Source organism: Rubrimonas cliftonensis, from assembly GCF_900107585.1.
GTDB classification, from domain to species: Bacteria; Pseudomonadota; Alphaproteobacteria; order Rhodobacterales; family Rhodobacteraceae; genus Rubrimonas; species Rubrimonas cliftonensis.
This window is the reverse complement of sequence record NZ_FNQM01000003.1, coordinates 475,648-501,423: the sequence shown is the minus strand read 5'-3', so window position 1 is coordinate 501,423 and position 25,776 is coordinate 475,648. Positions and strand designations below refer to the sequence as shown.

Genomic DNA, 25,776 nt, shown 5'->3' with positions numbered 1-25,776 from the left:
TCTTTCGCCCGAACTGGTGTAGCGCTTGCCGCGCCGCACCCAAGGAACGCACGAGGGAACGACGATGGCGATAGCTGCCCTGGCCTTCTACGTGTTCGCCGCCGTGGCCGTGGCCTCGGGGCTTATGGTGACGCTGGCGCGCAACCCGGTGCACTCGGTGCTGTGGCTGATCCTCGCCTTCTTCTCGACGGCTGGCCTGTTCGTGCTGCTGGGCGCGGAGTTCGTGGCGATGCTGCTGGTCATCGTCTATGTCGGCGCGGTCGCGGTGCTGTTCCTGTTCGTCGTGATGATGCTCGACGTCGATTTCGCGGCGCTGAAGTCGGGCTTCGTCGAGAACATGCCTTTCGGCCTGCTCATCGGCGCAGTGCTGCTGACGGAAATCGTGCTGGCCGTCGGCGTCTGGCAGTTCGGCGATGCGGCGGTCGCCTCGCGCGCGGCGGTCTCGCCGACGCCCGATGAGGTCTCCAACACCGTCGCGCTCGGGCGGCTGATCTATGACGACTACCTCCACCTGTTCCAGCTTGCCGGCATGGTGCTGTTCGTCGCCATGGTCGGCGCCATCGTGCTGACGCTGCGCAAGCGCGAGGGCGTCAAGCGCCAGGACGTGCTCGCGCAGATGTACCGCACCCGCGAGCAGAGCGTGGAGCTGCGCGACGTGAAGCCGGGGCAAGGCGTATGAAGATCACGCGCATGAAGACGAGGGCAGCAGGCATGGCGTGCAAGGGGGGAGCCGGATCATGGAGGCGATGAACATGCTGTCCGACGCCGGGATCGGCCTCGGCCATTTCCTAACCGTGGCGGCCATCCTCTTCGTCACGGGAATTTTCGGCATCTTCGCCAACCGCAAGAACGTGATCGTCATCCTGATGTCGATCGAGCTGATGCTGCTGGCGGTCAACATCAACATGGTCGCGTTCTCGGCCCATCTCGGCGATATGGTCGGTCAGGTCTTCACGATGTTCATCCTGACGGTCGCGGCGGCGGAGGCGGCCATCGGGCTCGCCATCCTCGTCTGCTTCTTCCGCAACCGCGGCTCCATCGACGTCGAAGACGTCAACATGATGAAGGGCTGAGCCATGTACTCCTTCATCCTGCTCGCGCCGCTCGTCGCGGCCGTCATCGCCGGCTTCGGGGGCCGCGCCATCGGCGAACGCGGGGCGATGCTGCTGACGACCGGCACTGTCGCGGTCGCCTGCCTGCTTTCGTGGATCGCGTTCTTCACCTTCGACCACGAGGCGGTGCGCAGCATCGTCATCGCCCGCTGGATCGAGTCCGGCAGCCTTTCGGTGGAGTGGGGCGTCCGCGTCGACGCGCTGACGGTGGTGATGCTCTGCGTGGTCACTTCGGTCTCCGCGCTCGTGCACGCCTATTCGATGGGCTACATGGCGGACGACCCCGCCAAGCCGCGCTTCTTCGCCTATCTCTCCTTCTTCACCTTCGCGATGCTGGCGCTGGTGACGGCCGACAACCTCGTGCAGATGTTCTTCGGCTGGGAGGGCGTGGGCGTCGCCTCGTATCTGCTGATCGGCTTCTGGCGGCACAAGGAGAGCGCCAACCGCGCGGCGATGAAGGCCTTCATCGTCAACCGCGTCGGCGATTTCGGGTATCTGCTCGGCATCTTCGGCCTGTTCTACATGGTCGACTCGATGCAGTTCGACGACGTGTTCGCCGCGGCGCCGATGCTCGCCGACAGCACGTTCCGCTTCCTCGGCATGGAGGTGAACGCCGCCGAGACGCTGGCGCTGCTGCTGTTTATCGGCGCCATGGGCAAGTCGGCGCAGCTGTTCCTGCACACCTGGCTGCCGGACGCGATGGAGGGGCCGACGCCGGTCTCCGCGCTGATCCACGCCGCGACCATGGTGACGGCGGGCGTCTTCCTCGTCTGCCGGATGTCGCCGCTGTTCGAGGTCGCGCCGACGGCGCAGTGGGTGGTGACGGTGATCGGCGCGTCCACGGCGCTATTTGCGGCGACCATCGGGCTGGTGCAGACCGACATCAAGCGGGTGATCGCCTATTCGACCTGCTCGCAGCTCGGCTACATGTTCGCCATCGCGGGCCTCGGCGTCTATCAGGCGGCGATGTTCCACCTGTTCACCCACGCCTTCTTCAAGGCGCTGCTGTTCCTCGGGGCCGGCTCGGTCATCCACGCCATGCACCACGAGCAGGACATGCGCCACTACGGCGGGTTGAAGGACAAGATCCCGCTGACGTTCTGGATGATGATGATCGGCACGCTCGCCATCACAGGCGTCGGGCTGCCGCTGGTCTACGTGCTCGACACGCCGATCGGCTTCGCGGGCTTCATCTCCAAGGACGTCATCATCGAGAGCGCCTACGCGGCTCAGGCGCCGGCCGCCAACTACGCCTATCTGCTGCTGCTGGCCGCGGCCGCGATGACCTCGTTCTACTCGTGGCGGCTGATGTTCATGACCTTCTACGGCAAGCCGCGCGGCGACATGCACGCCCACGAGCAAGCGCACGAGAGCCCCAGCGTCATGACCGTGCCGCTGATCGTGCTGGCGGTCGGGGCCGGTCTCGCCGGCATGGAGTTCTACGGCGACTTCGTCGGCCACCACGAGGCGGCGTTCTGGGGCGCGTCTATCTTCACCGCCGAGAGCAACACGGTGCTGCATGACAGCCACGACGTCTCCAAGCTGGTAAAGCTCTCGCCGTTCCTCGCGATGCTGGGCGGGTTCGCGCTGGCGTGGTGGATGTACATCCGCAGCCCGGAACTGCCGGGGCAGCTCGCCGAGCGCCACCAGGGCCTCTACCAGTTCCTGCTCAACAAGTGGTGGTTCGACGAGCTCTACGCCTTCATCTTCATCCGGCCCGCCATGTGGGTCGGCAGGTTCCTGTGGAAGAAGGGCGACGGCGCGACCATCGACGGGGCCATCAACGGGCTGGCGATGGGCGCGGTGCCCTGGGTCACGCGGCTCGCAGGCAGGGCGCAGTCGGGCTTTCTCTATCACTACGCGTTCGCGATGCTGCTCGGCATTTCGGCGCTGGTGACGTGGTATGCGGTCACCGGGGGCTGAGGCGATGCCGATCCTGTCCATCATCACCTTCCTGCCGCTGCTCGGCGCGCTGATCCTGCTGGTCGGCGTGCGCGGACAGGACCAGGCCGCCAACGACAACGCGCGCTACGCCGCGCTCTGGGCGACGGTCGCGACCTTCGTGATCTCGCTCTTCCTGCTTCAGGGCTTCGACGCGTCCGACACCGGCTTCCAGTTCGTGGAGGAGCGGGCGTGGCTCGGGGGCCTGAGCTACCGCGTGGGCGTCGACGGCATCTCGCTGCCCTTCGTGCTGCTGACCACGTTCATCATGCCGCTGGCGATCTGGGCCTCCTGGGGCGTCGAGACCCGCGTGCGCGAGTACATGGCCGCCTTCCTCGTGCTCGAGACGCTGATGATCGGCGTCTTCGTCTCGCTGGACATGATCCTGTGGTATCTGTTCTTCGAGGGCGGGCTGATCCCGATGTTTCTCATCATCGGCGTCTGGGGTGGCAAGGAGCGGGTCTACGCCGCCTTCAAGTTCTTCCTCTACACGCTGCTCGGCTCCCTGCTGATGCTGATCGCGATGATCGCGATGTTCTGGGACGCCGGCACGACGAGCATTCCCGAACTGCTGCGCCACGAGTTCGCGGCGACGCCGCTGAGCCTGCTCGGCTTCGAGATCGCCGGCGGCTTCCAGACCCTGCTCTGGCTGGCCTTCTTCGCCTCCTTCGCGGTGAAGATGCCGATGTGGCCGGTCCACACCTGGCTGCCCGACGCCCATGTGCAGGCGCCGACCGCCGGCTCGGTCGTGCTGGCGGCGATCCTGCTGAAGATGGGCGGCTACGGCTTCCTGCGCTTCTCGCTGCCGATGTTCCCGGTCGCGTCGGAGCTGATGACGACCTTCGTCCTGACCCTCAGCGTCATCGCCATCGTCTACACGTCACTGGTGGCGCTGATGCAGGAGGACATCAAGAAGCTGATCGCCTACTCGTCCGTCGCGCACATGGGTTTCGTGACCATGGGCATCTTCTCGGCGAACCAGCAGGGCGTCGACGGCGCGGTGTTCCAGATGATCAGCCACGGCTTCATCTCGGGCGCGCTCTTTCTCTGCGTCGGCGTGATCTACGACCGGATGCACACCCGCGAGATCAGCGCCTATGGCGGGCTGGTGACGCGCATGCCGCTCTACGCCTCGGTGTTCCTGCTGTTCACGATGGGCAACGTCGGCCTGCCGGGGACGTCGGGCTTCGTGGGCGAGTTCCTGACGCTGATGGGGACGTTCCAGGTCAACACCTGGGCGGCTTTCGTCGGCGCGACCGGCGTTATCCTCTCGGCGGGCTATGCGCTGTGGCTCTTCAAGCGGGTGGTGTTCGGCCAGATGGTGCGCGAGGAACTGCAGGGGATCACCGACCTTTCGCGCCGCGAGGCCCTGATCTTCGCGCCGCTGGTCGTCGGCACTGTGGTGCTCGGCGTCTATCCGAGCCTTGCGATCGACATGTTCTCGCCGGCGGTGTCGGCGCTGGTGGACGAGGTGCAGACGCGCGTGGCCGCCTTCCAGGCGCTCGCGGACGTGGCCCTGAAGTGACCGAGGCGGCCCAGATGACGACCGAAAACAAGGGATACGCCCGATGATCTCCGCCGATCTCGCGCTCGCGCTGCCCGAAATCCTGCTCGCCGCGGCGTCCATGGCGCTGCTGATGTTCGGCGCCTATGGCGGCGAGGACGCTCGCGCCGGGCAGATCACGACCATCATGGCGGCCCTGCTCGTCGCGCTGGGGCTCAACGCCGCGCTGGGCGTCGCCGACGCGCGCTCGGCCTTCGGCGGGGCTTTCGTGGTCGACGGCTTCTCGCGCTTCGCCAAGGCGCTGATCCTGCTGTCTGCGGGCATCATGCTGATCCTCTCGCGCGACTACATGCAGCGGCGCGGCCTGCTGCGCTTCGAATATCCGGTGCTCATCGGGCTGGCGACGCTCGGGATGCTGGTGATGGTGTCGGCAGGCGACCTGATGACCCTCTACATGGGGCTGGAGCTGCAGTCGCTGGCGCTCTATGTCGTCGCCGCGCTGCGCCGCGACGGCGCGCGGTCCACCGAGGCCGGCCTGAAATACTTCGTGCTCGGCGCGCTCTCCTCCGGCCTGCTGCTCTACGGCTGCTCGCTTATCTACGGCTACACCGGCTCGACGAATTTCGCCGCCATCGCGCAGGTCGTCACGGCCGAGGGCGTGGGGCTCGGGCTGCTGTTCGGGCTGGTGTTCCTCTGCGCCGGCCTCGCCTTCAAGGTGTCGGCCGCCCCGTTCCACATGTGGACGCCCGACGTCTACGAAGGCGCGCCGACCCCGGTGACGGCCTTCTTCGCCACGGCGCCGAAGGTCGCCGCCGGGGTTCTGTTCGCGCGCGTGCTCTACGACGCCTTCGGCGACGCGGCGGACCAGTGGCGCCAGATCATCGTGTTCGTGGCGCTGATGTCGATGTTCTGGGGGTCGGTCGCCGCCATCGGCCAGAGCAACCTCAAGCGGCTGATGGCTTATTCGTCGATCGGCCACATGGGCTTCGCGCTGGTCGGGTTGGCCGCCGGGACCGAGGCGGGGGCGTCGGCGCTGCTGGTGTATCTGGCGATCTATGTGGTGATGAACGTCGGCGTCTTCGCCTTCCTGATGACCATGGAGCGCGACGGTCGCCCGGTTCTCCAGATCGAGGATCTTGCGGGTCTGGCGTCCCGCGCGCCGGGGCAGGCGCTGGCGCTTGGCGCGCTGATGTTCAGCCTTGCGGGCATTCCGCCGCTCGGCGGGTTCTTCGCGAAATATTTCGTGTTCGTCGCCGCCGTCGAGGCCGGGCTGGCGCCGCTGGCGGTCGCGGGTGCGATTGCGAGCGTCATCGGCGCCTTTTACTACCTGCGCATCGTCAAGATCATGTATGTCGACGCCGAAGGCGAGCCGCTCGACGGCGCCATGCCGCTGATGAACGGCGCGGCGCTCGCCGTGTCCGCGGTGCTGATCTCCGTCGGCTGGCTGCCGTTTCTCGACGGCTTCGGCCTGACCCTCGCCGGCGACGCCGCGGCGCAGGCGTTGCTGCGCTGAGCGCGCCCGGCGAGACGGGGCCGAGTGCGGGGACGGCGGCGCGCGCCCATCCCGGCTGGCTGGCCGGCGTACGCGTGATCGCGCTCGACGAGACCGACAGCACGAACGCGGAGGCCGCGCGCCTGGCCGCGTCAGGAGCGGCGGCGCCGCTATGGATCATGGCCCGCCGGCAGACGGCGGGGCGGGGGCGACGGGGGCGGGCTTGGGCGACGCCGCCCGGCAACCTCAGCGCAACCCTGCTGATGCGGCCTGAGTGGCCGCCGGCTGAGGCGGCGCTGATGTCCTTCGCCGCCTGCCTCGCCGTGGCGGACGTCTTCGACGCGGTGGCGCCGCAGGCCGACGTCGCGCTGAAATGGCCGAACGATCCGCTGCTGAACGGCCGCAAGGCCGCCGGCGTGCTGCTGGAGAGCGCCGGGGGCGGGGGGCGGCTCGACTGGCTCGCGGTCGGCGTCGGCGTGAACCTCGCCCACGCCCCGCCGCAGGAGCCAGGGGCGTGGCCGCCGACCAGCGTCGCCGCCGAGACCGGCGCCGCCCCCGACCCCGAGACCGCGCTCGCCCACCTGGCCGCCGCCCTTGCGGGCTGGACGGCGCGGCTGGAGGCGGACGGCTTCGCGCCGCTCAGGGCGGCGTGGCTTGCGCGCGCGGCGCGGCTGGGCGAGAAGGTGACGGCGCGACTGCCGCGCGAGACGGTGGAGGGCGTCTTCACCGACATCGACGCGACCGGCGCGCTCGTCCTGACCTGCTCCGGCGCCCGGCGGCGCATAGCGGCGGCGGATGTCTTCTTCGCCTGAGAGGTCTAGGCAAACGCCATGCTGCTCGCCATCGACGTCGGCAACACCAACACGGTCTTCGCGCTGCACGACGGCGAGGCCTTTGTCGCGGAATGGCGCTGCAAGACCGACGCCGGCCGCACGGCGGACGAGTACTTCGTCTGGCTGCGGCAGCTGATGGACTTCCAGAACATCGGCGTTCGCGCCGTGCGCTCGGCGATCTGCGGCTCGGTCGCGCCCAAGACGGTCTTCAACATCAAGAAGCTGTGCGAGACCTACTTCAGCTGCACGCCGCTCTTTGTCAGCGGGTCCGAGACGCGGCTGCCGGTCGAGGTGCGGGTCGATGCGCCCCATGAGGTCGGCGCCGACCGCATCGTGAACACCGTCGGCGCCTACACCGCCTACGGCCCGAACCTGATCGTCGTGGATTTCGGGACGGCGACGACTTTCGACGTGGTGGCGGAGGACGGCGCCTATGTCGGCGGCGTCATCGCGCCCGGCGTCAATCTCAGCCTCGAGGCGCTGCACCGTGCGGCCGCCCGGCTGCCCAACATCGACGTCGCGCGCCCCGAGACGGTGGTCGGCCGCGACACGCTGAGCTGCATGCGCTCCGGCGCATACTGGGGCTATGTCAGCCTCATCGAGGGCGTCTGCGCCCGCATCGCGCAGGAGCGCGGCGTGAGCCACGACGTCATAGCAACCGGGGGCCTCTCGGCGTTGTTCGCCAAGAGCACCGACACGATCAGGCGTGTCGACCCCGACCTCACGATGCGGGGGCTTGTGGAAATCCACAGGTTCAACGCCGCGAAAGGATAACGGATGGCGGATGCTTCCCGACTCGTCTACGCGCCGCTCGGCGGCGCGGGCGAGATTGGCATGAACATGTACTTGTACGGCCATGGCCCGGCGAAGGACCGTCGCTGGATCATGGTCGACTGCGGCATCGGCTTCGGCGACATGGCGACGAGCCCCGGCGTCGAGCTGATGGTGCCGGACGTCGGCTACATCGCCGACATGGCGGACCGGCTGGACGGCATCTTCATCACCCACGCCCATGAGGACCATGTCGGCGCCATCGGCAGGCTCTGGGATCGTCTCAAGGCGCCGGTCTACGCCACCCGCTTCACCGCCGAGATCGCGCGGCGCAAGATGGTGGACGAGGGCCGCTCGCCCAAGCACGTCAAGCTCTGCGAGTGGGAGACGCCGGTGCAGGCCGGCCCGTTCAGCGTGGAGTTCATCCGCGTCACCCACTCCACGCTCGACCCCGCCGCGCTTGCGATCCGCACGCCGTCCGGGCTGATCGTGCACACCGGCGACTTCAAGCTCGACGCCGACCCGGTCATCGGCGCGCCGGCCAGTCTCGAACCCTTCGAGAAGCTGGGGCGCGAGGGCGTGCTGGCGATGACCTGCGACAGCACCAACGTGTTCAATCCGGGCTCGACCGGTTCGGAGGGCGCGCTGCGGCCGCATCTGGAGCGCGTCATCTCCGAGTGCGAGGGGGCGGTCGCCGCCACCAGCTTCGCCTCCAACGTCGTGCGGCTGAAGACGCTGGCCGAGGCGGCGGCGGCCAATGACCGCTCGATCGTCATCGCCGGCCGCGCCATGCAGCGGATGATCGGCGCGGCGCAGGAGACGGGGCTGCTGACCGACTTCCCCGAGACCGTCACCGACGACCGCGCCAAGGACATCCCCGCGCGCCACCTGTTCTACCTCGTCACCGGCAGCCAGGGCGAAGGCAGGGCGGCGCTGGCGCGCATCGCGGCCGGCTCGCACCCGACTGTCTCGCTCGAAGCGGGAGACACGGTTCTCTTCTCCTCGCGCACCATTCCGGGCAACGAGGCCGAGATCCACAAGCTCTACAACCGCCTAAGCGAGCGTGGGGTGCGCGTGGTCGATGCGGACATGGCGAAGCTCCACGTCTCCGGCCACGCCTACCGCGACGAGCTCAAGGCGCTCTACGAGGTCGTGAAGCCGCAGATCGCGCTGCCGATGCATGGCGAGCACCGCCACCTTGTCGAGCACGCCCGCAGCGCGAAGCAGTGGGGCGCGGCGACGGCGCTGGTGGCGCCCAACGGATCGCTCGTCGCCCTCGACGGCAACGACCCCGAGATCGTGGACGAGGTGCCGACCGGCCGCGTCTATCTAGACGGCGAGGCCTTCGTCGGGGCATTCGACGGCGTGATCCGCGACCGGCTGCGCCTTGCCCGGCAGGGCCATGCCGTCGTGGCGCTGGTGGTGGATGAGGACGGCGAGCTGATCGCCGACCCCGAAGTGCGTCTGGTCGGCGCGCCGAAGGGCGGCGCGACCACGCTGGCCGATCGCATCGCTGACGCCGTGGACGCCGCCATCGAGCGCGCCTCCCGCAAGGAGAAACGTTCCGACAGCGGGCTGGAGGACGTCGCCGCCCGCGCCGCGCGCAAGGTCTGCATGGACGCCTGGGGCAAGAAGCCGGTGACGACGGTGATCGTGACGCGGCTGGAGGACGAGGAGGAGGACTGAGGCGCGCCGCCGCGGCGTCTCCGCTCCCAATGGAAAAGAGCCCGGAACCTGAGTTCCGGGCTCTTTTCCGTTTTCGTCTCTCCCGCAGCGCCGCGCGGGCCTGGGCGCCCGCCGTCTCCGGCTTACGCGGCTTCGTCGGCCTCTTCGCTCTCGCTCACCGCCGCTGATCGGGTCGCCTTGGGCAGCACGACCGGGCGCATCACGAAGGCGGGCGGGTGGTCGCCGAAGCCGATCACGGGCTCGCCGCGATCCGCGCGATCCCGACGACCGTCACCGCGCCCGCGACGCCCATCGTTGCGGCGCGGCTCGACATGGCGCTGCGGCTCTGGCGTCGGCGCGGCCCGCGCGACCTGCGCCGCTTCGGGCTCGGCGGCGGCGGGCGCTTCAGCCTCCGCCTCGATCGTGGCGGGGGCCTTGACGTCCGCCGCCCTGCGCGAACGGCGCGGCCTGCTGCGCTCCGCGCTCGGCTCGGCCTCGGGCGTCGGGTCCGCCGAGGGGGCGCGGGCGGGGCGCGGCGCGTCGCCGCCCGGCGGGTCGATGCTCTCGAGCGTCTTCTCGATCAGCTTCTCGATCTTGTCGACGTGCTTCTCCTCGTGCGGGAGCACGATGGTCAGGGCGAGCCCGCTGCGCCCGGCGCGGCCCGTGCGGCCGATGCGGTGAACATAGTCCTCGGAATGGATCGGCACGTCGAAGTTGATCACATGGCTGACCGACGGGATGTCGAGCCCGCGCGCCGCCACGTCCGACGCCACCAGCAGCCGCACCGAGCCGTCGCGGAAACCGTCGAGCGTCGCCGTGCGCACCGACTGGTCGAGATCGCCGTGCAGCGCGCCGACCGCGAAGCCCGCGCGGTCGAGGCTCTTGTGGACCGCCCCGATGTCGCGCTTGCGGTTGCAGAAGATGATCGCGTTTTTCAGCGCGTCGCCCTGGTCGCGCAGCAGCGACACCAGCAGGTCGCGCTTCTCCCGGTCCGCATTCTCCTTCTTGGAGGGATGCAGTCGACACAGACGCTGGGTGACGTTCTCGGCGGTCGAGGAGGCCGGCGCCACCTCGACGCGAACCGGATTGGAGAGGAACTCCTCCGTCAGGCGCGTGATCTCGGGCGGCATCGTCGCTGAGAAAAACAGCGTCTGGCGAGTGAAGGGCGTCAGCTTGAAGATGCGCTCGATGTCGGGAATGAAGCCCATGTCGAGCATCCGGTCGGCCTCATCGACCACCATCACCTCGATGCCCGTGAGCATCAGCTTGCCGCGCTCGAAATGGTCGAGCAGGCGGCCGGGCGTCGCGATAAGCACGTCCACGCCGCGGTCGATCAGGCGGTCCTGATCGCCGAACGATACGCCGCCGATGAGCAGGGCCTTGGAAAGCTTGCAGTATTTGCCGTAGGTGTCGAAGTTCTCGGCCACCTGCGCCGCCAGCTCGCGCGTCGGGCACAGGATCAGCGAGCGCGGCATGCGCGCGCGCGCCCGGCCCTTGTTGAGCAGCGTGATCATCGGCATGGTGAAGGCGGCGGTCTTGCCCGTGCCGGTCTGCGCGATGCCGAGCACGTCCCGCGCCGTCAGCGCGTGGGGGATCGCCTGGGACTGGATCGGGGTGGGCTGCGTGTAGCCCGCCTCCCGAACCGCCTTCAGAACGTTGGGGTCGAGGTTGAGTTCCTCAAAAGTCATGCGTGATACGGCTGCCTTTCAGAGCGGATAACGGTCGCGAGAGATTTTCGCGCACACCTCGCGTTGCTGCGCGAAACATACGAAGAACTGCTGATGAGTCAACGAATCGCTGCGCATGGCCGCTATTTCGCGCGCATGCGGGGCGTTTGTGGCTGCGAAGCGTCACGGTACCGTAGCTGCGGCGTCGTTCCGGCGTCGCAGTCGGCGGCTATCGATCGGACTTCACCGCACGCTTCCGGAGAACCGCCATGCGCGCCAGCCTGATCGTCCTCGCCCTCGTCGCCGCGCCGGCGGCTGCAGAGGAGACCGTCTTTCCCGCCACGCTCGCCGGCCACGCAGTCATCCCGGCGCTGACGCTGATCGCGCCCCCCGCCGACGCGCCGCGCGACCTCTGGATCAGCGGCAAGTTCACCGGCCCCGCCCGCAACGACGCGCCGATGAGCGCGATGGGCGACACCGGCGGCCTGCATGGCCGGCGCGAGACCGGACTGCGCCTTCCCTTCATCGGCCAGCCCTTCCAGGGCATGTCCGGTTTCGCGATGGCGCCCGCCGAGGACGGTTCGATCTACGCCCTGACCGACAACGGTTTCGGCTCGAAGGCCAACAGCCCCGACGCCATGCTGTTCTTCAGCCGTGTGAAGCCTGACTTCGAGGCCGGGACGGTCGAGATCGTCGAGACCGTGTTCCTGCGCGACCCCGACGGCGTCGTGCCCTTCCGCATCGCCTATGAGGGGACGGAGCAGCGCTATCTCACCGGCGCCGATTTCGACCTCGAGAGCATCCAGCGCGTAGGCGACGAGATCTGGATCGGCGAGGAATTCGGTCCGTATCTGATCCGCGCGACGCTTGAGGGCGTCGTCACCGGCCTGTTTCCGACCATGCTGGAGGGCGCGGAGCTGCGCTCGCCCGACCACCCCTCGGTGCGCGTCCCGGCTGCGGCCGGCGCCGACTGGCGCGTGCCCCGCTCGGGCGGCTTCGAGGGCATGGCCCTGCAGCCGCGCGGCGGCGTGATCGGCGCGGCGCGGGACGCGCTGGGCGCCGAGCCGGCCGGCTCGATCCTCTGGGCGATGCTGGAGAAGCCGATACTCGCCGAGAACGGCGAGGCCGAGGGCCAGTTCCTGCGCGTGATGGCGTTTGACGCCGAGGCGGGCGCGTGGACTGGCCAGAGCTTCAACTTCGCGCTCGGAGAAGGCGCGGTCGCGATCGGCGACTTCAACTTCATCGACGACCGCCGCGCGCTCGTTATCGAGCGCGACAACGGCGAAGGCGACCCCAGCCTCAAATGCGCGGGCGATGCCGCCCCGGACTGCTTTCCTCATCCCGCCGTGCACAAGCGCGTCGTGCTGATCGACACCGGCGACATTGACGCCGACGGCTTTGTGCGCCGCATCGGGCATATCGATCTGATGGACATCGCCGATCCGAACGGCGTGAACCGCCTCGAGACCGTCGCCGCGCGCGACCTCGGCGGCAGGTTCACCTTCCCGTTCTTCACCATCGAGGACGTGATGCGCGTGGACGAGACGCACATCATGGTCGCCAACGACAACAACCTGCCGTTCTCGTCCGGCCGCCAGCTCGACGCGGCGGCGGCCAATGAGTTCATCCTGCTGAGCGTTCCCGAGTTGCTGGAAGCCAGGTGATCTCGGCTGTGGGCGCCGCCGCGTCTGCGGCCGGCGGCGCCTGCGTCGGGAAGGCGGCGAATCTCGCGCCGCGCTGGCGGCGGCTGTCCGGCGCCCGGCCCTTGTCCTGGGGAGCGGCCCGCCCGGGGCCGCCGCCAGGGCCCTCGTGGAAGCTCTCGAACAGAAGCCCCATGATCAGCAGCCCGGCGATGTTGCCGAACATCACGGTCGGCCAGGCGTTGATCACCAGCGCCAAGCCGATCTCCAGCGGCCTGAAGACGAAGAAGCTCGGGAGCACGGCGACGCTGGCCAGGATCGCCGCCATCGCCCAGCCGATCGCCCCGCACCGCTTCCAGTCCACCCGCTCCGACACGGCCGCAGCCTGCCAGCCCACCGTGGTATAGATCACCACGCTCAGCACCCCCCCATACACCGCCGGCCCGCCGATCTGAAACCGCGCCGCGCCGCCGATGACCGAGGCGGCGAGCGCGCCGACCGGCCCGCCGAAGTAGCCGGCAAGAAAGAGCGGCGCCGCGCGCGTGTCGATGGTCGAGCCGTAGGGCCCGGGAACCGAGGTCTGCATGACGATGACCGAGAGCAGCCCGAGAGCGGCCCCGAGCAGGGTCCGCTCGGTGTAGCAGACGCGCGAGAGTCTCCGCTGCCGGGTCACGATGAACAGAAGAACTGCGCCGAGCGTAAGCAGGCCAAGGTTGCTCAATAAGGCCGTCAAACCAATGTCCAGCATATCAGAACTCCAGCATTGCAATATGCCGGAGTTCTCTCATGGATCGCTTCAAAAACGGTAAACCGTGAAACGACTGACTATGCGACTTCAGTCGATGAGGAAGATGTGAAGCGCCACCGGCCCATGCGCGCCGAGCTGCAGGGTCTGGCCGATGTCGGCGGAGCGGCTCGGCCCCGTCACCATGTTGAGCGTGCGCGGCGTCAGCCCGCGCTCGCGCCACGCGGCCCAGAAATCCTCGAAACCCGCCTTCACGTCTTCGGTTCTGAGGGCGACGAAATGCGTCTCGCCGAGGAAGGTGAGCGTCACCGGGTTGTCGGGGCCCGAGGCCAGCGCGAGCGTGCCGGTCTCCGCCAGCCCGAATTCGGCGCGCGACAGCGTCGCGGGCTCCTCGACCCTGCCGACGCCCTCGCTGCGGTCGAGCGAGCCCCAGTCGAGCGCGCGCAACATAGGGTCGCTCCCGGTGCGCAGCGTCGCGGGCAGGTTGCGCGCGCGCAGCTCCGCCGCCATGGCCGCCGGCAGCGCCTCGACGCCGGCGATCCGGCTCACGGTCGCGTCGGCGACCTTCGCCTTCTCGATGAAGTGCTCGATGCGCGCCGGGCCGTCGAGTGCGCCCTGGCGCGGGCGCGGGCCGACGGGGCCTGCGGCCGCCCATGCGTCCACCGCCGCCGGATCGCCCGCGCCGTGGCGGCGCAGCCGCTGGAGGATCGCTTCCCGCCCGCTCATCGGCCGCCCCGCTTCGCCGCCCACTGCGCCATGAAGGTGCCGCCTTCCGGCGCCGGGAAATCCCGGTGCGCCGTCCAGCCGCCGGCCAGCGGCAGCGCCGCGAAGCCGCCCTTCGCCCGGCCCAGACGTCCCAGCACGGCCATCGCCGCCCGCGTCGCCGCCCGATACAGGCCCGGCCGCGCCGCGAAGAACGCCCAGACGCCAAGCCCGTAGCGCGCCGCCGTCGGCGTCAGCCGCTTCTCGAACTCCTTGGCGCGCCAGCTCCGCATCATGCGGGGCAGGGGGATGCGCATCGGGCACACCTCCTCGCAGCGCCCGCAGAAGGTGGAGGCGTTGGGCAGCTGCCCGCCTTCCTCCACGCCGATCAGCGAGGGCGTCAGCACCGCCCCCATCGGCCCGGGATACACCCAGCCATAGGCGTGCCCGCCGACGGCCTGATAGACCGGGCAGTGGTTCATGCACGCCCCGCAGCGGATGCAGCGCAGCATCTCCTCGAACTCCGAGCCGACCATGTTGGAGCGGCCGTTGTCGAGCAGGATGACGTGGTATTCCTCGGGTCCGTCGGGGTCTTCCGCGCGTCGGGGACCGCTGGAGAAGGTCGTGTAGACGCTCATCTCCTGCCCCGTCGCCGAGCGCGCCAGCACCCGCAGCACGGTGGCGGCGTCGTCGAGCGTCGGGACGATCTTCTCCAGCGTCGCCAGCACGATGTGAACGCGCGGCAACGACTGGGAGAGGTCGCCGTTGCCCTCGTTGGTGACGATGACCGATTGCCCCGTCTCCGCGATCAGCATGTTGGCGCCGGTCACGCCGACCTCGGCCTCGAAATACTTCTGGCGCAGGATGGTGCGCGCCTCGGCCAGCATCGACGAAAGCTCGGTCAGGTCGCGGTCGCGCGGCAGATGGGTATGGGTGTCGCGGAACAGCTTGTCGATCTCGGGCACGGTCACATGCACCGCCGGGGCGATGATGTGGCTCGGCGTCTCGCCGCGCAGCTGGATGATGTACTCGCCGAGGTCGGTCTCGACCGGCGTGATCCCGTTCTCCGAGAGGAAGTCGTTGAGGCCGGTCTCCTCGGAGACCATCGTCTTGCCCTTGTTGACCTTCTTCGCGTTCACGCGGCGGCAGATCTCCAGCACCTTCCGGTTCGCCTGGTCCGGCGTCTCGCACCAGTGCACATGGCCGCCCGCGTCGCGCACCTTCGCCTCGTAGCGCTCGAGGTAGAGCGGCAGGTTTGCGAGGACGTGGTTCTTCACGTCGCGCGCCCGGTCTCGCAGCGCGTCGAACTCCGGCATGGCGTCGCGCGCCTTGGCGCGCTTGCCGACGAAGTTCGGCCCCGTCGAGCGCATCGCGTGCTGGATGTTGGCGTCCGCCAGCGCGGCCTTCACGTTGGCCTTGAAGAAGCGGGATTTCGGCTCGTGCGCGGTCATGGCTTGCCCTCCCCGATGGCGGGCGTGTCCGTCATCCCCGCCAGCACTTCGACCACATGGCGCGCCTTCACCGGTTTTCCCGTGCGACTCAGTTTCCCGGCCATGTTCATGAGGCAGCCGAGGTCGCCCGCCAGCACGAGGTCGGCGCCCGCGCCCTCGATATGCGCCGCCTTGTCCTCGACCATCTTGTTGGAGATGTCGGGGTATTTCACGCAGAACGTGCCGCCGAAGCCGCAGCACACCTCGCTGTCCTTCATCTCCGAGAGCGTCAGCCCCGCCACCGTCGCCAGCAGGGCGCGCGGCTGCGCCTTCACGCCGAGCGCGCGCAGGCCCGAGCAGCTGTCATGGTAGGTTGCGGTGGCGGCGCAGGAGGCGTCCACCCGGCTCACGCCCAGCACGTCGGTCAGGAACGAGACGATCTCATGGGTCCGCCCGGCAAGCGCCTCGGCGCGCGCGCGCCACAGCGGCTCGTCCGCGAACATCGCCGGATAGTCCTTGACGATGGTCGCGGCGCAGGAGCCCGACGGCGCCACGACATGGGCGTAGCCCTCGAAGCTCTCGATGACCTGACGGGCGATGCGCCGCGAGGTCTCGCGGTCGCCGGAGTTCCATGCGGGCTGGCCGCAGCAGGTCTGCGCCGCCGGCGCCTCCACCACGCAGCCGGCGTCCTCAAGCAGCTTCAAGGCGGCGAAGCCCACCGAAGGTCGAAACATGTCGACGAGGCAGGTCACGAACAACGCCACGCGGCGGGGATGAGGCGACATGGGCGCTCCCGAACTGGATCAGCCTCCAGCCGTAGCAACCCCGCACCGGCCCCGCAACGCGCGCAGGGTCGCTATTGTCCAGTCTGGACCGCTTTTCCGGCGTGTCGCAGAGCGCCTGCGATGCGCGCGATCAGGTGCGCCGGGTCGTCTTGCCGTTCTGGCTGGCGCGCTCGAGCAGTCCACGGGCCAGTTCCCGGGGCGGGCCGCCGGCGCAGAACACCGCGCCCTCGATCCGCTCTATCTCCGCATCGGAAAGGTCCTCAAGCCGCTCGGCCTGTCGCCCGTCCCTCGCCATTGGTTCCGCCTCCATCGACGCTTTACGCACACTGTCACGACATTCTTCAGAATTCGTTTCAATCTAACGCGTTCTGAAGCAACTACCCTGCAAGGCTGGGCGTTGGAGCGGCCGCCTGCGAGAAGTAATGTTGGTTTATGGCGCGTAACCAGGCGCCCTGTTGCGCCGGCGCAACGCCCAGAGAGGCTTCCATGCACGCTCTGGTGCAGGAGCCGCTCTCGGCGCCACCAAAGCGGGCGCCCAATGCCGGCGCCCGGAAACCGTCATGCCGGTGCGGGAGCGGCGGAGCGCTGCGGCAGGGTCGCGGGGCGTCAGGAAAGACCGAGTCGCGCCGTGATTTCGGGGGCCTCCGCGACAGCCTCGGCGACGATGTCGGCGGCGCGCTCGATATGCGCAGCCGTGTGCTCGGAACTCACGAAGAAGCGCAGCCGCGCGCGCCGCTCCGGCACCGCGGGGTGCAGGATCGGCGGGGCCGAGAGCCCCTTCAGCAGCGCGAGATGCGCCACGGCGGCTGCGGTGGGCGAGTCGCCAAGCACCACCGGCGTCACCGCATGGCCTTCGCTGAGTCCGGTGTCGAGCCCGCGCGCCCTCAGCGCCGCGCGCAGCGCCAGCCCGTTGTCGCGGAGCCTGGCGACCCGCTCCGGCTCGCGCGCCATCACCTCCAGCGCCGCCAGCGCCGCCGCCGACAGCGGCGCGGAGAGCCCGACCGAAAACACGAAGCCGGGCGCCCGCGCCTTCAGAACCTGGATCAGCGCCGACGAGCCCGCGATGTAGCCGCCGGTCGAGGCCAGCGTCTTGGAGAGAGTGCCCATCCATATCTCGACCGAGCGCGGGTCGACGCCCTGCGCCTCCGCCAGCCCGCGGCCCGTGGGGCCCAGCACGCCGAGCGCGTGGGCCTCGTCGACCATGAGCCAGCAGTCATGGGCGTTCTTGATGTCGATCAGGCGCGCAAGGTCCGGCGTGTCGCCGTCCATGCTGTAGAGGCCCTCGACCACGATCAGCACGCGCCCGAAGCGGCTGCGCTCGGTCTCCAGCAGGCGCTCGACCCAGTCGAGGTCGTTGTGGGGAAAGCTGCGCCGCGTCGCGCCGGAAAGCCGCGCGCCCTCCAGCGCCGAATTGTGCGCGAGCTCGTCGCACAGGACCAGGTCTTCCTTGCCCATCAGGCTGCCGATGGTCGTCACGTTGGTGGCGTGGCCCGACACCATGGCGACAGCGTCCTCGGCGTCGTAGATCGCCGCCAGCGCGCGCTCCAGCGCGGCGTGAAACGGGCGCTCGCCGCCCACCACGCGCGACCCGGAGCAGGAGACGCCGTAGCGGTCGATCGCCGCCTTTGCGGCTTCGAGCACCGCGCCCGTCTGGTTGAGGCCAAGGTAGTCGTAGCTGCTGAAGTTGATCCGGTCAGCGCCTTCGATCCGCGCCGTCGCGGCGCCTCGGCCCTCGCAGACGCGAAAGAAGGGCGAGTCGACGCCCATGACCTGCCCGGCGGCTGCGGTGAACTGAAGCTCCTTCATCACGGGCAGCGCCGAGAAGTCGAAGGCCCGCGGCTTCGCCCGCCCTCGCCCGGTCGCCTCGCGCCCGGCTGCGGCTCCGCCCTGTGTGCCCTCGCGCAGGGCGGCGGGCGAGGCTGCCGTCTGTGCGGCGCGACGCGCGGCGCGGGCCCTGACGGCGGCGAGCACGTCGCCGGCGTCGGCCGTCGCCTGCCGCGAGAAACCGGGGACGTCGTCGCCGTCCGCGCTCATTTCTGCGGCCCGTCCGGCGCGCCAGGCACGGCGCCGGCGACCTTTTCGGCCACCGCCGCCGTCAACCCGCCGACATGGCGCGACGCAAGCGCGGCGAGAGTGGCGTCTTCGCGCTCGGTCCCGGCGCCGCCGCCGGCCCGCAGGTCGGCGACCATCCGCGCGGCGAGGGTGGTCAGGGTGGCGCCGTCGGCGAGCGCGATGGCCGGCAAGGTGGCCCCGAACTTCTCTTCGGCGGAAAGCTTGAGCTCCATGCCCATCAGCGAATCGAACCCCAGTTCCGCGAGCGGCCGCGCCGGATCCACCTCCTCGGGCGGCTGCCGCAGGATGATGGCCGCCTCGGCGCGAAACAACCCCGCGAGTTTCCTGACCGCGGCCGCCTCGTCGAGTCCCGCGATCATGGCCGCAAGACTCTCGCCGCTTTCGGCCGTCGCCGCAGCCGGCGTGTCGGTGAGATCGAAACGCTCGTAGATCGGTTCGGCGAGAACCGGGAGGTCGGCGGAAAGCGCGCCCCAGCGCATCGGCGCCGCGGTCAGCGCAGGCCCCGCATCCGCCGCCAGCGCCGCCTCCAGCGCATCGAGCGCCGTCCGGCTCGTCAGCAGGCCCGCCCCCCGCCGCTCGAGCCTCTCGCGCGCCTTGGCGTCCTCCGCCAGCACGCCCGTATCGGAGATCGGTCCGAAACCCATCGCCAGCCCCGGCGCGCCAGCCGCCCGCCGACGCGCCGCAATCGCCTCCAGCCCCGCGTTGGCGGCGACGTACGGGCCCTGGCCGGGATTGCCGAAGAGCGCCGAGACCGACGAGAACAGCACGAAGAAATCGAGCGGCCTGCCGCGCGTCAGGCGGTCGAGCACTTCCGCGCCCGTCAGCTTCGGCCTGAGCGACGCGGCGATGCGCGCCGCCGTCATGCCGCTCATCAGGCCGTCGTCGAGCGCCATCGCCGCGTGGCCGACGCCGAGCAGCGGCGCGCCCGCGGCGTCGATCCGCTCCAGCAGGCGCGTCATCTCCGCCTCGTCGGCCGCATCGCAGGCGACGACCTCGACGCGCGCGCCCTTCGCCCTCAGCCGCGCGACGCCCGCCGCGTCGGCGGCGCCGGAGCGGCTCGTCAGCCACAGCCTGCGCGCGCCGCGCGCGGCAAGACGCTCGGCGAAGGCGAGGCCGAAGCCGCGCGCCCCGCCGGTCACGAGGTAGGCGCCCTCGGCGCGCGCCAGCGGCGCGGCCGGCTCGACCGCGCCCGGCGCCTCCGGCGGCGCCACGATCACCTTGCCGACATGGCCGGCGCGCTGCATGAGCCTGAAAGCCGCGATGGCCTCGTCCGGCTCATGGAGGCGATAGGGCAGGGGGGCGAACCGTCGCGCCTCGACCTCGCGCGCGATCTCCGCCAGAAGCCGGCCGCCGCTGTCGGGGCGGAACTTCAGCATCGCATCGAGATCCACGCCGTGATAGGCGATGTTGCGCCGCATCGGCCGCAATCCTATGCGGGTGTTTGCATAATAGTCGCGCTTGCCGAGTTCGATGAAGCGTCCGAAGGCCGCCATGCAGCCCAGCGTGGCCTCCATCGCCGCGCCGGACAGGCTGTTGAGGGCGACGTCGACGCCCCTGCCGTCAGTCGCATCCATCACGGCGTCGGCGAAGGCGAGGGTGCGGCTGTCGAACGCCGCATCGGCGCCGAGCGTCCGCGTCAAGGCGCGCTTTTCCGGCGTGCTCGCCGTTGCGATAACGCGCGCCCCGCGCCCGCGGGCGATCTGGATCGCCGCGAGCCCGACGCCGCCGGCCCCGCCATGGACCAGAACGGTCTCGCCCGGCTCCAGGCGGCCGAGGTCGATCAGGCCGCGCCACGCCGTGCCGAACACGACCGGCAGCGTCGCCGCCGCGGCCATGTCGAGACCCTCGGGCGCCAGCGCGGCGGCCCCGTCGGACAAGGTCGCGTGGGTTGCGAGCGCGCTCGCGGTGAAGGCCAGCACCCGGTCGCCGACCCGGAACCGCGCGCCGGGGCCCGCCCGGCACACCACGCCGGCGCACTCCATGCCGATGCCGGCGCCGGCGAAGCCGTCCTCCACGGCCTCCTCGGGCAGGACGCCCATCGCCCACATCACGTCCCGGAAGTTGAGCCCCGACGCGGCCACGGCCACCTCGATCTCGCCAGGTCCGGGCGCGCGCCGCGCCACGGGGCGCCAGCGCAGCGTCTCGAGGCCGCCCGTGGCGTCCGGAGCGAGGGCGAGCGCCGTATCGCGCGCATTCGGCCCGAGGGCGCGCCGCTCCGCCAGGGCGGCCACCTCCGGCGCGCAGACGGCGCGCGGCGCGGCGGCGCCGTCTGCGCGCAGCATCAGTTCGGTCTCGTTCCCTGCGGAACCGAGCGCCGCAGCCGCGATCTGGGCGGCCCGGGCGGCGGGGTCGTCCGCGTCGATGACGCCGAGCCGCAGGCCGGGCCGCTCGTTCACGAGGACCCGCCTGAGCCGCGCCAGGGCGCTCGCCTCGGGGTCCGCGTCGGCCCCGAGGCTCAGCGCTCCCGGGGCGACGAGCCACAGCCGCGCGTCGCCGGCGGCCTCGGCGGCCTCGGCGGCGGCGCGAAGGCCCGTCATGCGCGCGGCCAGCCTCGCCTCGGTCGGCGCGTCCGGCGCGACGTCGGCGAGAGCGTCCATGAAGATGATCGCCGGCTCGCCCGGCGTCAGCGCGGCGACGCCCGGCGCCGGCAGCGCGCGGGCTCCCGCCGCGGCGAGCGCCTGCGTCAGCGCCGCGCAGGCCGGGTCGTCCTGTCGCGCCGCCAGACCGATGCGGCCCTTGATGTCGAGCACGCGCGCCGGCGTCTCCTGCTCGTCGCGCCTGAAACTTGCGAGCGCGCAGCCTGCGGCCCCGGCGAGGGGCGCGATCGCCGCCCCGACCGACAGGGCCGCCGCCCGCGCCGCGCTGAGGCCGTCGCCGCCCTCCGCCCCGTCGGCGCGAAGCGCCATGGCGGCGATCAGCGTCGGCTCCGGAAGCGCCGCGAGCATCATGCCGCCGTTCGCAAGCGCAGCCGCCGCCTCGGCCGGCGCCGCGCCCGCCTCTGAGGCGGACGCCGCGTCGACCAGCAGGATGAGATCCCACGGACCCTCCGAAAGCGCCGCCCCCGCGTCGCCGGCAGCGACCTGACGCAGCCGCGTCGCCGCATCGCCCAGCGCCGTCGCGATCCGGTCCGCGACGGGCGAGCCGACGATCAGCACGTCCAGCGGCGCCGTCGGCGGCCACGCGGCCGCGATGTCGGCCGCCGCGGCTGCGAGCGCCGCCGCGCCGGCGGCTTCCGCCGGCGAAGGCCCGGCGGCGCGTCGGCGGGGAGCCGCATCGCCGGCCTCGCCTGCGTCGCGCCCCGAAAGCGCCGCGTCAAACCGCTCGGCGAGCGCAAGCGCCTCCATCATGGCCGCCGCGCGCCCCGGCGCCGCCGCGACGAGCGCCGCGACGAGCGCCTCGAGGTCCGGCGCGGGCGCCTCGCCCGTCAGCGCGTCGGTCGCGGCGTCGTAGGCGCCGTCCTGCGCCAGCGCCTCCAGGCCGAGTTCGAGAGCGCGGCGCAGACCCCTCGGAAGGGCCTTGCGCGCGCGCAGCCGCACGCCGCCCTCGGGCCCGAGGGCCATCGTCGCGTCCCACGCGATGCGGCGGGCCATCGCGTCGAGCAGCAGCGCGCCGTCGTCCTCCGCCGGCGCCGCCGCGCCCGTCAGGCCGAGCTCCGCGAGCCGCGCCGCCGGATCGCGCCAGCCGTCCGGCGTCGCGGACGGGGCATCCGACCGCAGCCGTCGGGGCGTCATCGTCTGGCGCCACAGCATAGAGGCGAGCGCTGGCATGCGCCGCAGCCGCACGGCGGCGAACCGCGCGCCCTCGACCGTCGCGGCAACCGAACCGTCGGCGCAGCGGAGCGTGAAGTCCACCGCCGCCCCGCGCGCGCCGCGGCGCGTCAGCCGCGCTTCGGCCTGCGCGACCGGCGCCCCGGGCCGCAGCAGCGTCAGCCGCCCCAGCCGCACCGGGAGAAGGCTCACGCCTTCCTGCGCGTCCTCGGCGGAACCGAGCAGCGGCGCGGCGACGTGGAAGGCTGCGTCCAGATCGGTGGGGTCGAGGCGCCAGCCCTCAAGGCCGCCGATGAGCGACGGCGCCAGCGCCGCCACGGCGACGTCTCCGCGCGCGTCGGGTCTGGCCGCGCGCCTGAAGGCCGGACCGTACTCCAGACCGAACCCGGCCAGCATTTCGTAGAGCGCCGGGTCGGGTTCGACGGCGGCTTGCGTGGTCGTCGCGGCGGCGGCGGCGATCGGGCGCGCCTCCGGCTCGCGACGCGCGGCGCGCGCCGTTCCCGCCGCATGAAGCGTCCATGCCGCGTCGCCGTTGGCCGCCCGACTTTCGATCCGCACCGCGCCGCTCTCGGCGTCGAGCGTGGTGCGCGCCTCGACCCGTGCGCGAGCCTCGACGGTCAGGGGCAGCAGGATGTCGAAATCGGCCAGCTCGAGCGGGCCCTCGCCAAAGGTCTCCGCCGCCGCCGCCAGCGCCATCTCGGCGAAGGCCGCCGCCGGCAACGTGGCGACGCCGTCGACCGCGTGATCCGCCAGCCAGGTCTGCACGGACTGGTCGAGCGTCACGCGCCAGCCGCCCTCGTCCGCGAAGGGCCGCCAGCCGAGCAGCGGCCGCGGCGCCGGCGAGCGCAGCACGTTGAGCGCCGTCCTTGCGAGGGTGAAGCGGTAGTCCTTCAGGCTCCACGGATAGGCCGGGCCGGTGATCGTGACAGGCAGTCTCGGCCCGAAGAGCTTCTCGTCGTCCACCGCGCCGCCCGCAGCGGCGATCCTGGCGGCGATGAGGCCGAAATCCTCGGCCCCGGCGCCCTGGCGGCGCATGGACGGCACGCAGACATGGGCCGCGCCGGTCGGCGAAAGCGTGTCGGCGACGTAGTTCTGCAGCGAGGGCTGGGGGCCGATCTCCACGAAGGCGCGCGCGCCGGCCGCACTCAGCGCAAGCGCGGCCTGCCTGAAGAGCACCGGTTGGCGCGCGTTGCGCCACCAGTAGCGCCCGTCGAGCGCCTCGCCGGGCGCCACGCCGCCGTCGGTGGACGAGATGAAGGGCGTCGTCGTGGGGGTCGGCGCAAGATCGGCGAGCTCCGCCAGCAGCGACTCGCGGATCTGCTCCATCAGCGGCCCGTGGTAGGGATAGTCCACCTTGAGCCGCCGAACCGCGATCCGGCGGTCTCTCGCCGCGGCGATCAGCGCGTCCACCGAGGCCGAGGCGCCCGACACCGTGGCGCCGCGCGGCGAGTTGTCGGCGGCGATGTCGAGCTTTTCGAGCCCGAGCTCCGCGATCAGCGCCGCGCAGACATCCGCCGGGGCGAGCACCGCCGCCATCGCGCCCTTGCCGTGGAGCGGCGCCTGCAGCCGCGCGCGGCTTACGGCGAGCCGCGCCGCCTGCTCCCGGCTGAGCGCGCCGCTGGCCCAGGCCGCGCCGACCTCTCCGACGCTGTGGCCCGCCACGGCCATCGGCCTCACGCCGCGCGCCGCCAGCGCGTCAACGATCGCGGCCTGCAACCCCAGGAGCAGCGGCTGCGCCACCTCCGCCTGGCTCAGCAGCGTCGCGAGATCGTCGGCGTGCATCGCCTCGATGATGTCGGGCCCGCCGGCCGCAAGAACGTACGCGGCGGTCGCCTCGAAGCTGCTGCGGAACGCGGCGTCGCCGGCGAAGGCCGCGCGCCCCATGCCGGGCCATTGGGAACCATTGCCGGAAAAGACGAACGCCACCGGCGCCCTGTCGCCGGCGGCGGCCGTCTCGGCGGCCCAGAGCCCGGCGTCGCCGCCTTCCGCGAAGGCGGACAGGGCGTCGAGACGGCTCCCTGCGTCGCGCTCCGCCACGACGAGCCGGCGCGCATGGCGCGCGCGCCTGTGCGCGGCGAGGGAGGTCAGGGCGGTCGCCTGCTCGGCGTCCGCGCCGGCGAGCCGTTCCCGCCATGAACGCGCAAGCGCGCGCAGCGCTTCGGTGGAGGCCGCCGAGAGAATGAGCGGGCGCGGGGTCGCCGGCATGCTCTCGGCCTGCGGCGCGCCATATGAAGGTGCGTCGGGCTGACGTATCGCGACATGTGCGTTGGCCCCGCCGAAGCCGAACGAGTTGACCCCCGCGATCCAGGGCCGCTCCCGCCGCGGCAGGGCGACTGCGTCCGTCGCGACGCGCAGGTTCAGCGCGTCGAAGTCGATCATCGGGTTCAGCGACTCGACATGAAGCGTCGGCGGGAAAAGGCCGTTCTCAAGCGCGAGCTGCGCCTTGAGCAGTCCCGCAAGGCCGGACGCCGGCTCCAGATGCCCAATGTTGGACTTGGTCGAGCCCACCGGCAGCGGCGCGCCGCGCGCGCAGCCGAGCGCGCCGCCGATGGCGCTCGCCTCGATGGGGTCGCCCACGGCGGTGCCGGTGCCGTGCGCCTCCACGAAGGCGAGATCGTCGGCGGAGGCGCCTGCGTCGGCGTAGACCTTGCGCATCAGGTCCGCCTGCCGCTCGCCGTTGGGCACCGAAAGCGCCCCCTGCCTGCCGTCGCTGTTGACCGCGGCGCCGACGACGAAGCCCCTTGGCAGGCGCCCCTCGGCCTCTGCGGTCTCCCGCGCCTCGATGACGAAGGCCACGGCGCCCTCGGCGCGCACATATCCGTCCGCGCGCGCGTCGAACGGCTTGCAGAGCCCGGTGGGCGACAGCATCCCGGCGCGCGCGAAGCCAAGGAACGGCATCGGCGAGAGCAGCAGGTTGACGCCGCCGACAACTGCGCGATCGATCCGCCCCGACGCGATGGCCGCGTGGGCGGCCTCGAAAGCGAACAGCGACGAGGAGCAGGCCGTGTCGACCACATAGCTCGGGCCGCGCGCGTCCAGCAGATGAGCGAGCCGGTTGGCGATGATGCTCAGCGTGTTGCCGGTCATGAACTGCGCGTCGCCCGCGGAAGGGTCGCCGTGCAGGGAGTTGCCATAGTCCAGCCCGGACGCCCCGACATAGACGCCCGTGCGGGAACCGGCGAGTTCGGCGGGCGTGAACCCGGCCATCTCGACGGCCTCCCAGGCGACGTGCAGCATGAGCCGCTGCTGCGGATCCATCTGCACCGCTTCGCGCGGAGACACGCCGAAAAAGCCCGCGTCGAACGCGAACGGATCGTCCAGCACGCCGGCCGCCGTGGTGTAGGTGACGCCCGAGATCGCCCTGTTTTCGCTGAAATAGGTCGCCCTCGACCATCGGTCGGGACCGATCTCGCCGACGGCGCACCGGCCTTCCCTCAGCAGCGCCCACAGGGCGTCTGGCGAAGCCGCGCCGGGAAGCCTGCATCCATATCCGAGGATGGCGACTTCTCGCGAGACAACCCGGTCAAACAAAAGCGCCGCCCCCCGGTACCAGGACATCCTCTCCCACCTGCGGACTTACCGCAGCGCGGCACGGATTGCACGTCCCACAGAGCGCCTCATGCGGAAAGAACCGCGTCGTGACAACCCT

17 protein-coding genes are annotated in these 25,776 nt (G+C 71.0%); 9 read left to right on the top strand and 8 right to left on the bottom strand.

Annotated elements, in window-relative coordinates; genetic code table 11:
- Positions 1–64: 64 nt before the first annotated feature.
- From BLW43_RS07820 to BLW43_RS07785, 8 genes are all read left to right on the top strand, one after another.
- Positions 65–679 (top strand): NADH-quinone oxidoreductase subunit J, encoded by a 615-nt coding sequence (locus BLW43_RS07820; protein ID WP_093251317.1) that lies wholly within the window; start codon positions 65–67, stop codon positions 677–679.
- A 73-nt stretch (positions 680–752) separates the two neighbouring features.
- Positions 753–1,073 carry an NADH-quinone oxidoreductase subunit NuoK gene (nuoK, locus tag BLW43_RS07815; RefSeq protein ID WP_093251686.1) on the top strand — a complete coding sequence of 107 codons (321 nt, stop codon included), beginning with the start codon at positions 753–755 and terminating at the stop codon, positions 1,071–1,073.
- Positions 1,074–1,076: 3 nt separating this feature from the next.
- Positions 1,077–3,035 carry an NADH-quinone oxidoreductase subunit L gene (gene nuoL / locus BLW43_RS07810; protein ID WP_093251314.1) on the top strand — a complete coding sequence of 653 codons (1,959 nt, stop codon included), beginning with the start codon at positions 1,077–1,079 and terminating at the stop codon, positions 3,033–3,035.
- A gap of 4 nt (positions 3,036–3,039) precedes the next feature.
- The gene (locus BLW43_RS07805; protein ID WP_093251312.1) at positions 3,040–4,578 is read left to right on the top strand and encodes an NADH-quinone oxidoreductase subunit M; all 1,539 of its coding nucleotides are present in this window, start codon (positions 3,040–3,042) and stop codon (positions 4,576–4,578) included.
- Positions 4,579–4,621: 43 nt separating this feature from the next.
- Positions 4,622–6,070 (top strand): NADH-quinone oxidoreductase subunit NuoN, encoded by a 1,449-nt coding sequence (nuoN, locus tag BLW43_RS07800; RefSeq protein ID WP_093251309.1) that lies wholly within the window; start codon positions 4,622–4,624, stop codon positions 6,068–6,070.
- 74 nt (positions 6,071–6,144) lie between these two features.
- On the top strand, positions 6,145–6,861 hold the full coding sequence (locus BLW43_RS07795; RefSeq protein WP_245730959.1) for a biotin--[acetyl-CoA-carboxylase] ligase: 717 nt from the start codon (positions 6,145–6,147) through the stop codon (positions 6,859–6,861).
- An 18-nt stretch (positions 6,862–6,879) separates the two neighbouring features.
- Positions 6,880–7,656, top strand: a complete 777-nt coding sequence (locus BLW43_RS07790) for a type III pantothenate kinase (RefSeq protein WP_093251307.1) — start codon at positions 6,880–6,882, stop codon at positions 7,654–7,656.
- Between the two features lie 3 nt (positions 7,657–7,659).
- A complete protein-coding gene (locus BLW43_RS07785; protein ID WP_093251304.1) occupies positions 7,660–9,339 on the top strand; it encodes a ribonuclease J in 1,680 nt (559 codons plus the stop codon).
- 122 nt (positions 9,340–9,461) lie between these two features.
- Here the strand turns inward: BLW43_RS07785 and BLW43_RS07780 are convergent, their stop codons facing one another.
- Positions 9,462–11,006, bottom strand: coding sequence for a DEAD/DEAH box helicase (locus tag BLW43_RS07780; protein ID WP_093251302.1), 1,545 nt, complete (start codon positions 11,004–11,006; stop codon positions 9,462–9,464).
- 248 nt (positions 11,007–11,254) lie between these two features.
- Between BLW43_RS07780 and BLW43_RS07775 the strand changes: the two genes are divergently transcribed.
- A complete protein-coding gene (locus BLW43_RS07775; RefSeq protein ID WP_093251299.1) occupies positions 11,255–12,649 on the top strand; it encodes an esterase-like activity of phytase family protein in 1,395 nt (464 codons plus the stop codon).
- Here the strand turns inward: BLW43_RS07775 and BLW43_RS07770 are convergent.
- From BLW43_RS07770 to BLW43_RS07745, 7 genes are all read right to left on the bottom strand, one after another.
- A complete protein-coding gene (locus BLW43_RS07770; protein WP_093251297.1) occupies positions 12,609–13,373 on the bottom strand; it encodes a LytS/YhcK type 5TM receptor domain-containing protein in 765 nt (254 codons plus the stop codon). The genes BLW43_RS07775 and BLW43_RS07770 overlap by 41 nt on opposite strands.
- A gap of 87 nt (positions 13,374–13,460) precedes the next feature.
- Positions 13,461–14,096, bottom strand: coding sequence for a LutC/YkgG family protein (locus BLW43_RS07765; RefSeq protein ID WP_139284011.1), 636 nt, complete (start codon positions 14,094–14,096; stop codon positions 13,461–13,463).
- Positions 14,093–15,523, bottom strand: coding sequence for a LutB/LldF family L-lactate oxidation iron-sulfur protein (locus BLW43_RS07760; RefSeq protein WP_093251292.1), 1,431 nt, complete (start codon positions 15,521–15,523; stop codon positions 14,093–14,095). The genes BLW43_RS07765 and BLW43_RS07760 overlap by 4 nt, the downstream gene beginning before the upstream one ends.
- Complete coding sequence (locus BLW43_RS07755) at positions 15,520–16,287, bottom strand: (Fe-S)-binding protein (RefSeq protein ID WP_093251291.1); 768 nt, start codon at positions 16,285–16,287, stop codon at positions 15,520–15,522. Before BLW43_RS07755 ends, BLW43_RS07760 begins: the two co-directional genes overlap by 4 nt.
- A gap of 130 nt (positions 16,288–16,417) precedes the next feature.
- The gene (locus tag BLW43_RS23440) at positions 16,418–16,582 is read right to left on the bottom strand and encodes a hypothetical protein (protein ID WP_175478805.1); all 165 of its coding nucleotides are present in this window, start codon (positions 16,580–16,582) and stop codon (positions 16,418–16,420) included.
- Between the two features lie 311 nt (positions 16,583–16,893).
- Positions 16,894–18,321 carry an aminotransferase class I/II-fold pyridoxal phosphate-dependent enzyme gene (locus BLW43_RS07750; protein ID WP_093251290.1) on the bottom strand — a complete coding sequence of 476 codons (1,428 nt, stop codon included), beginning with the start codon at positions 18,319–18,321 and terminating at the stop codon, positions 16,894–16,896.
- Positions 18,318–25,658 carry a type I polyketide synthase gene (locus BLW43_RS07745; RefSeq protein ID WP_175478804.1) on the bottom strand — a complete coding sequence of 2,447 codons (7,341 nt, stop codon included), beginning with the start codon at positions 25,656–25,658 and terminating at the stop codon, positions 18,318–18,320. The genes BLW43_RS07750 and BLW43_RS07745 overlap by 4 nt, the downstream gene beginning before the upstream one ends.
- Positions 25,659–25,776: the final 118 nt, after the last annotated feature.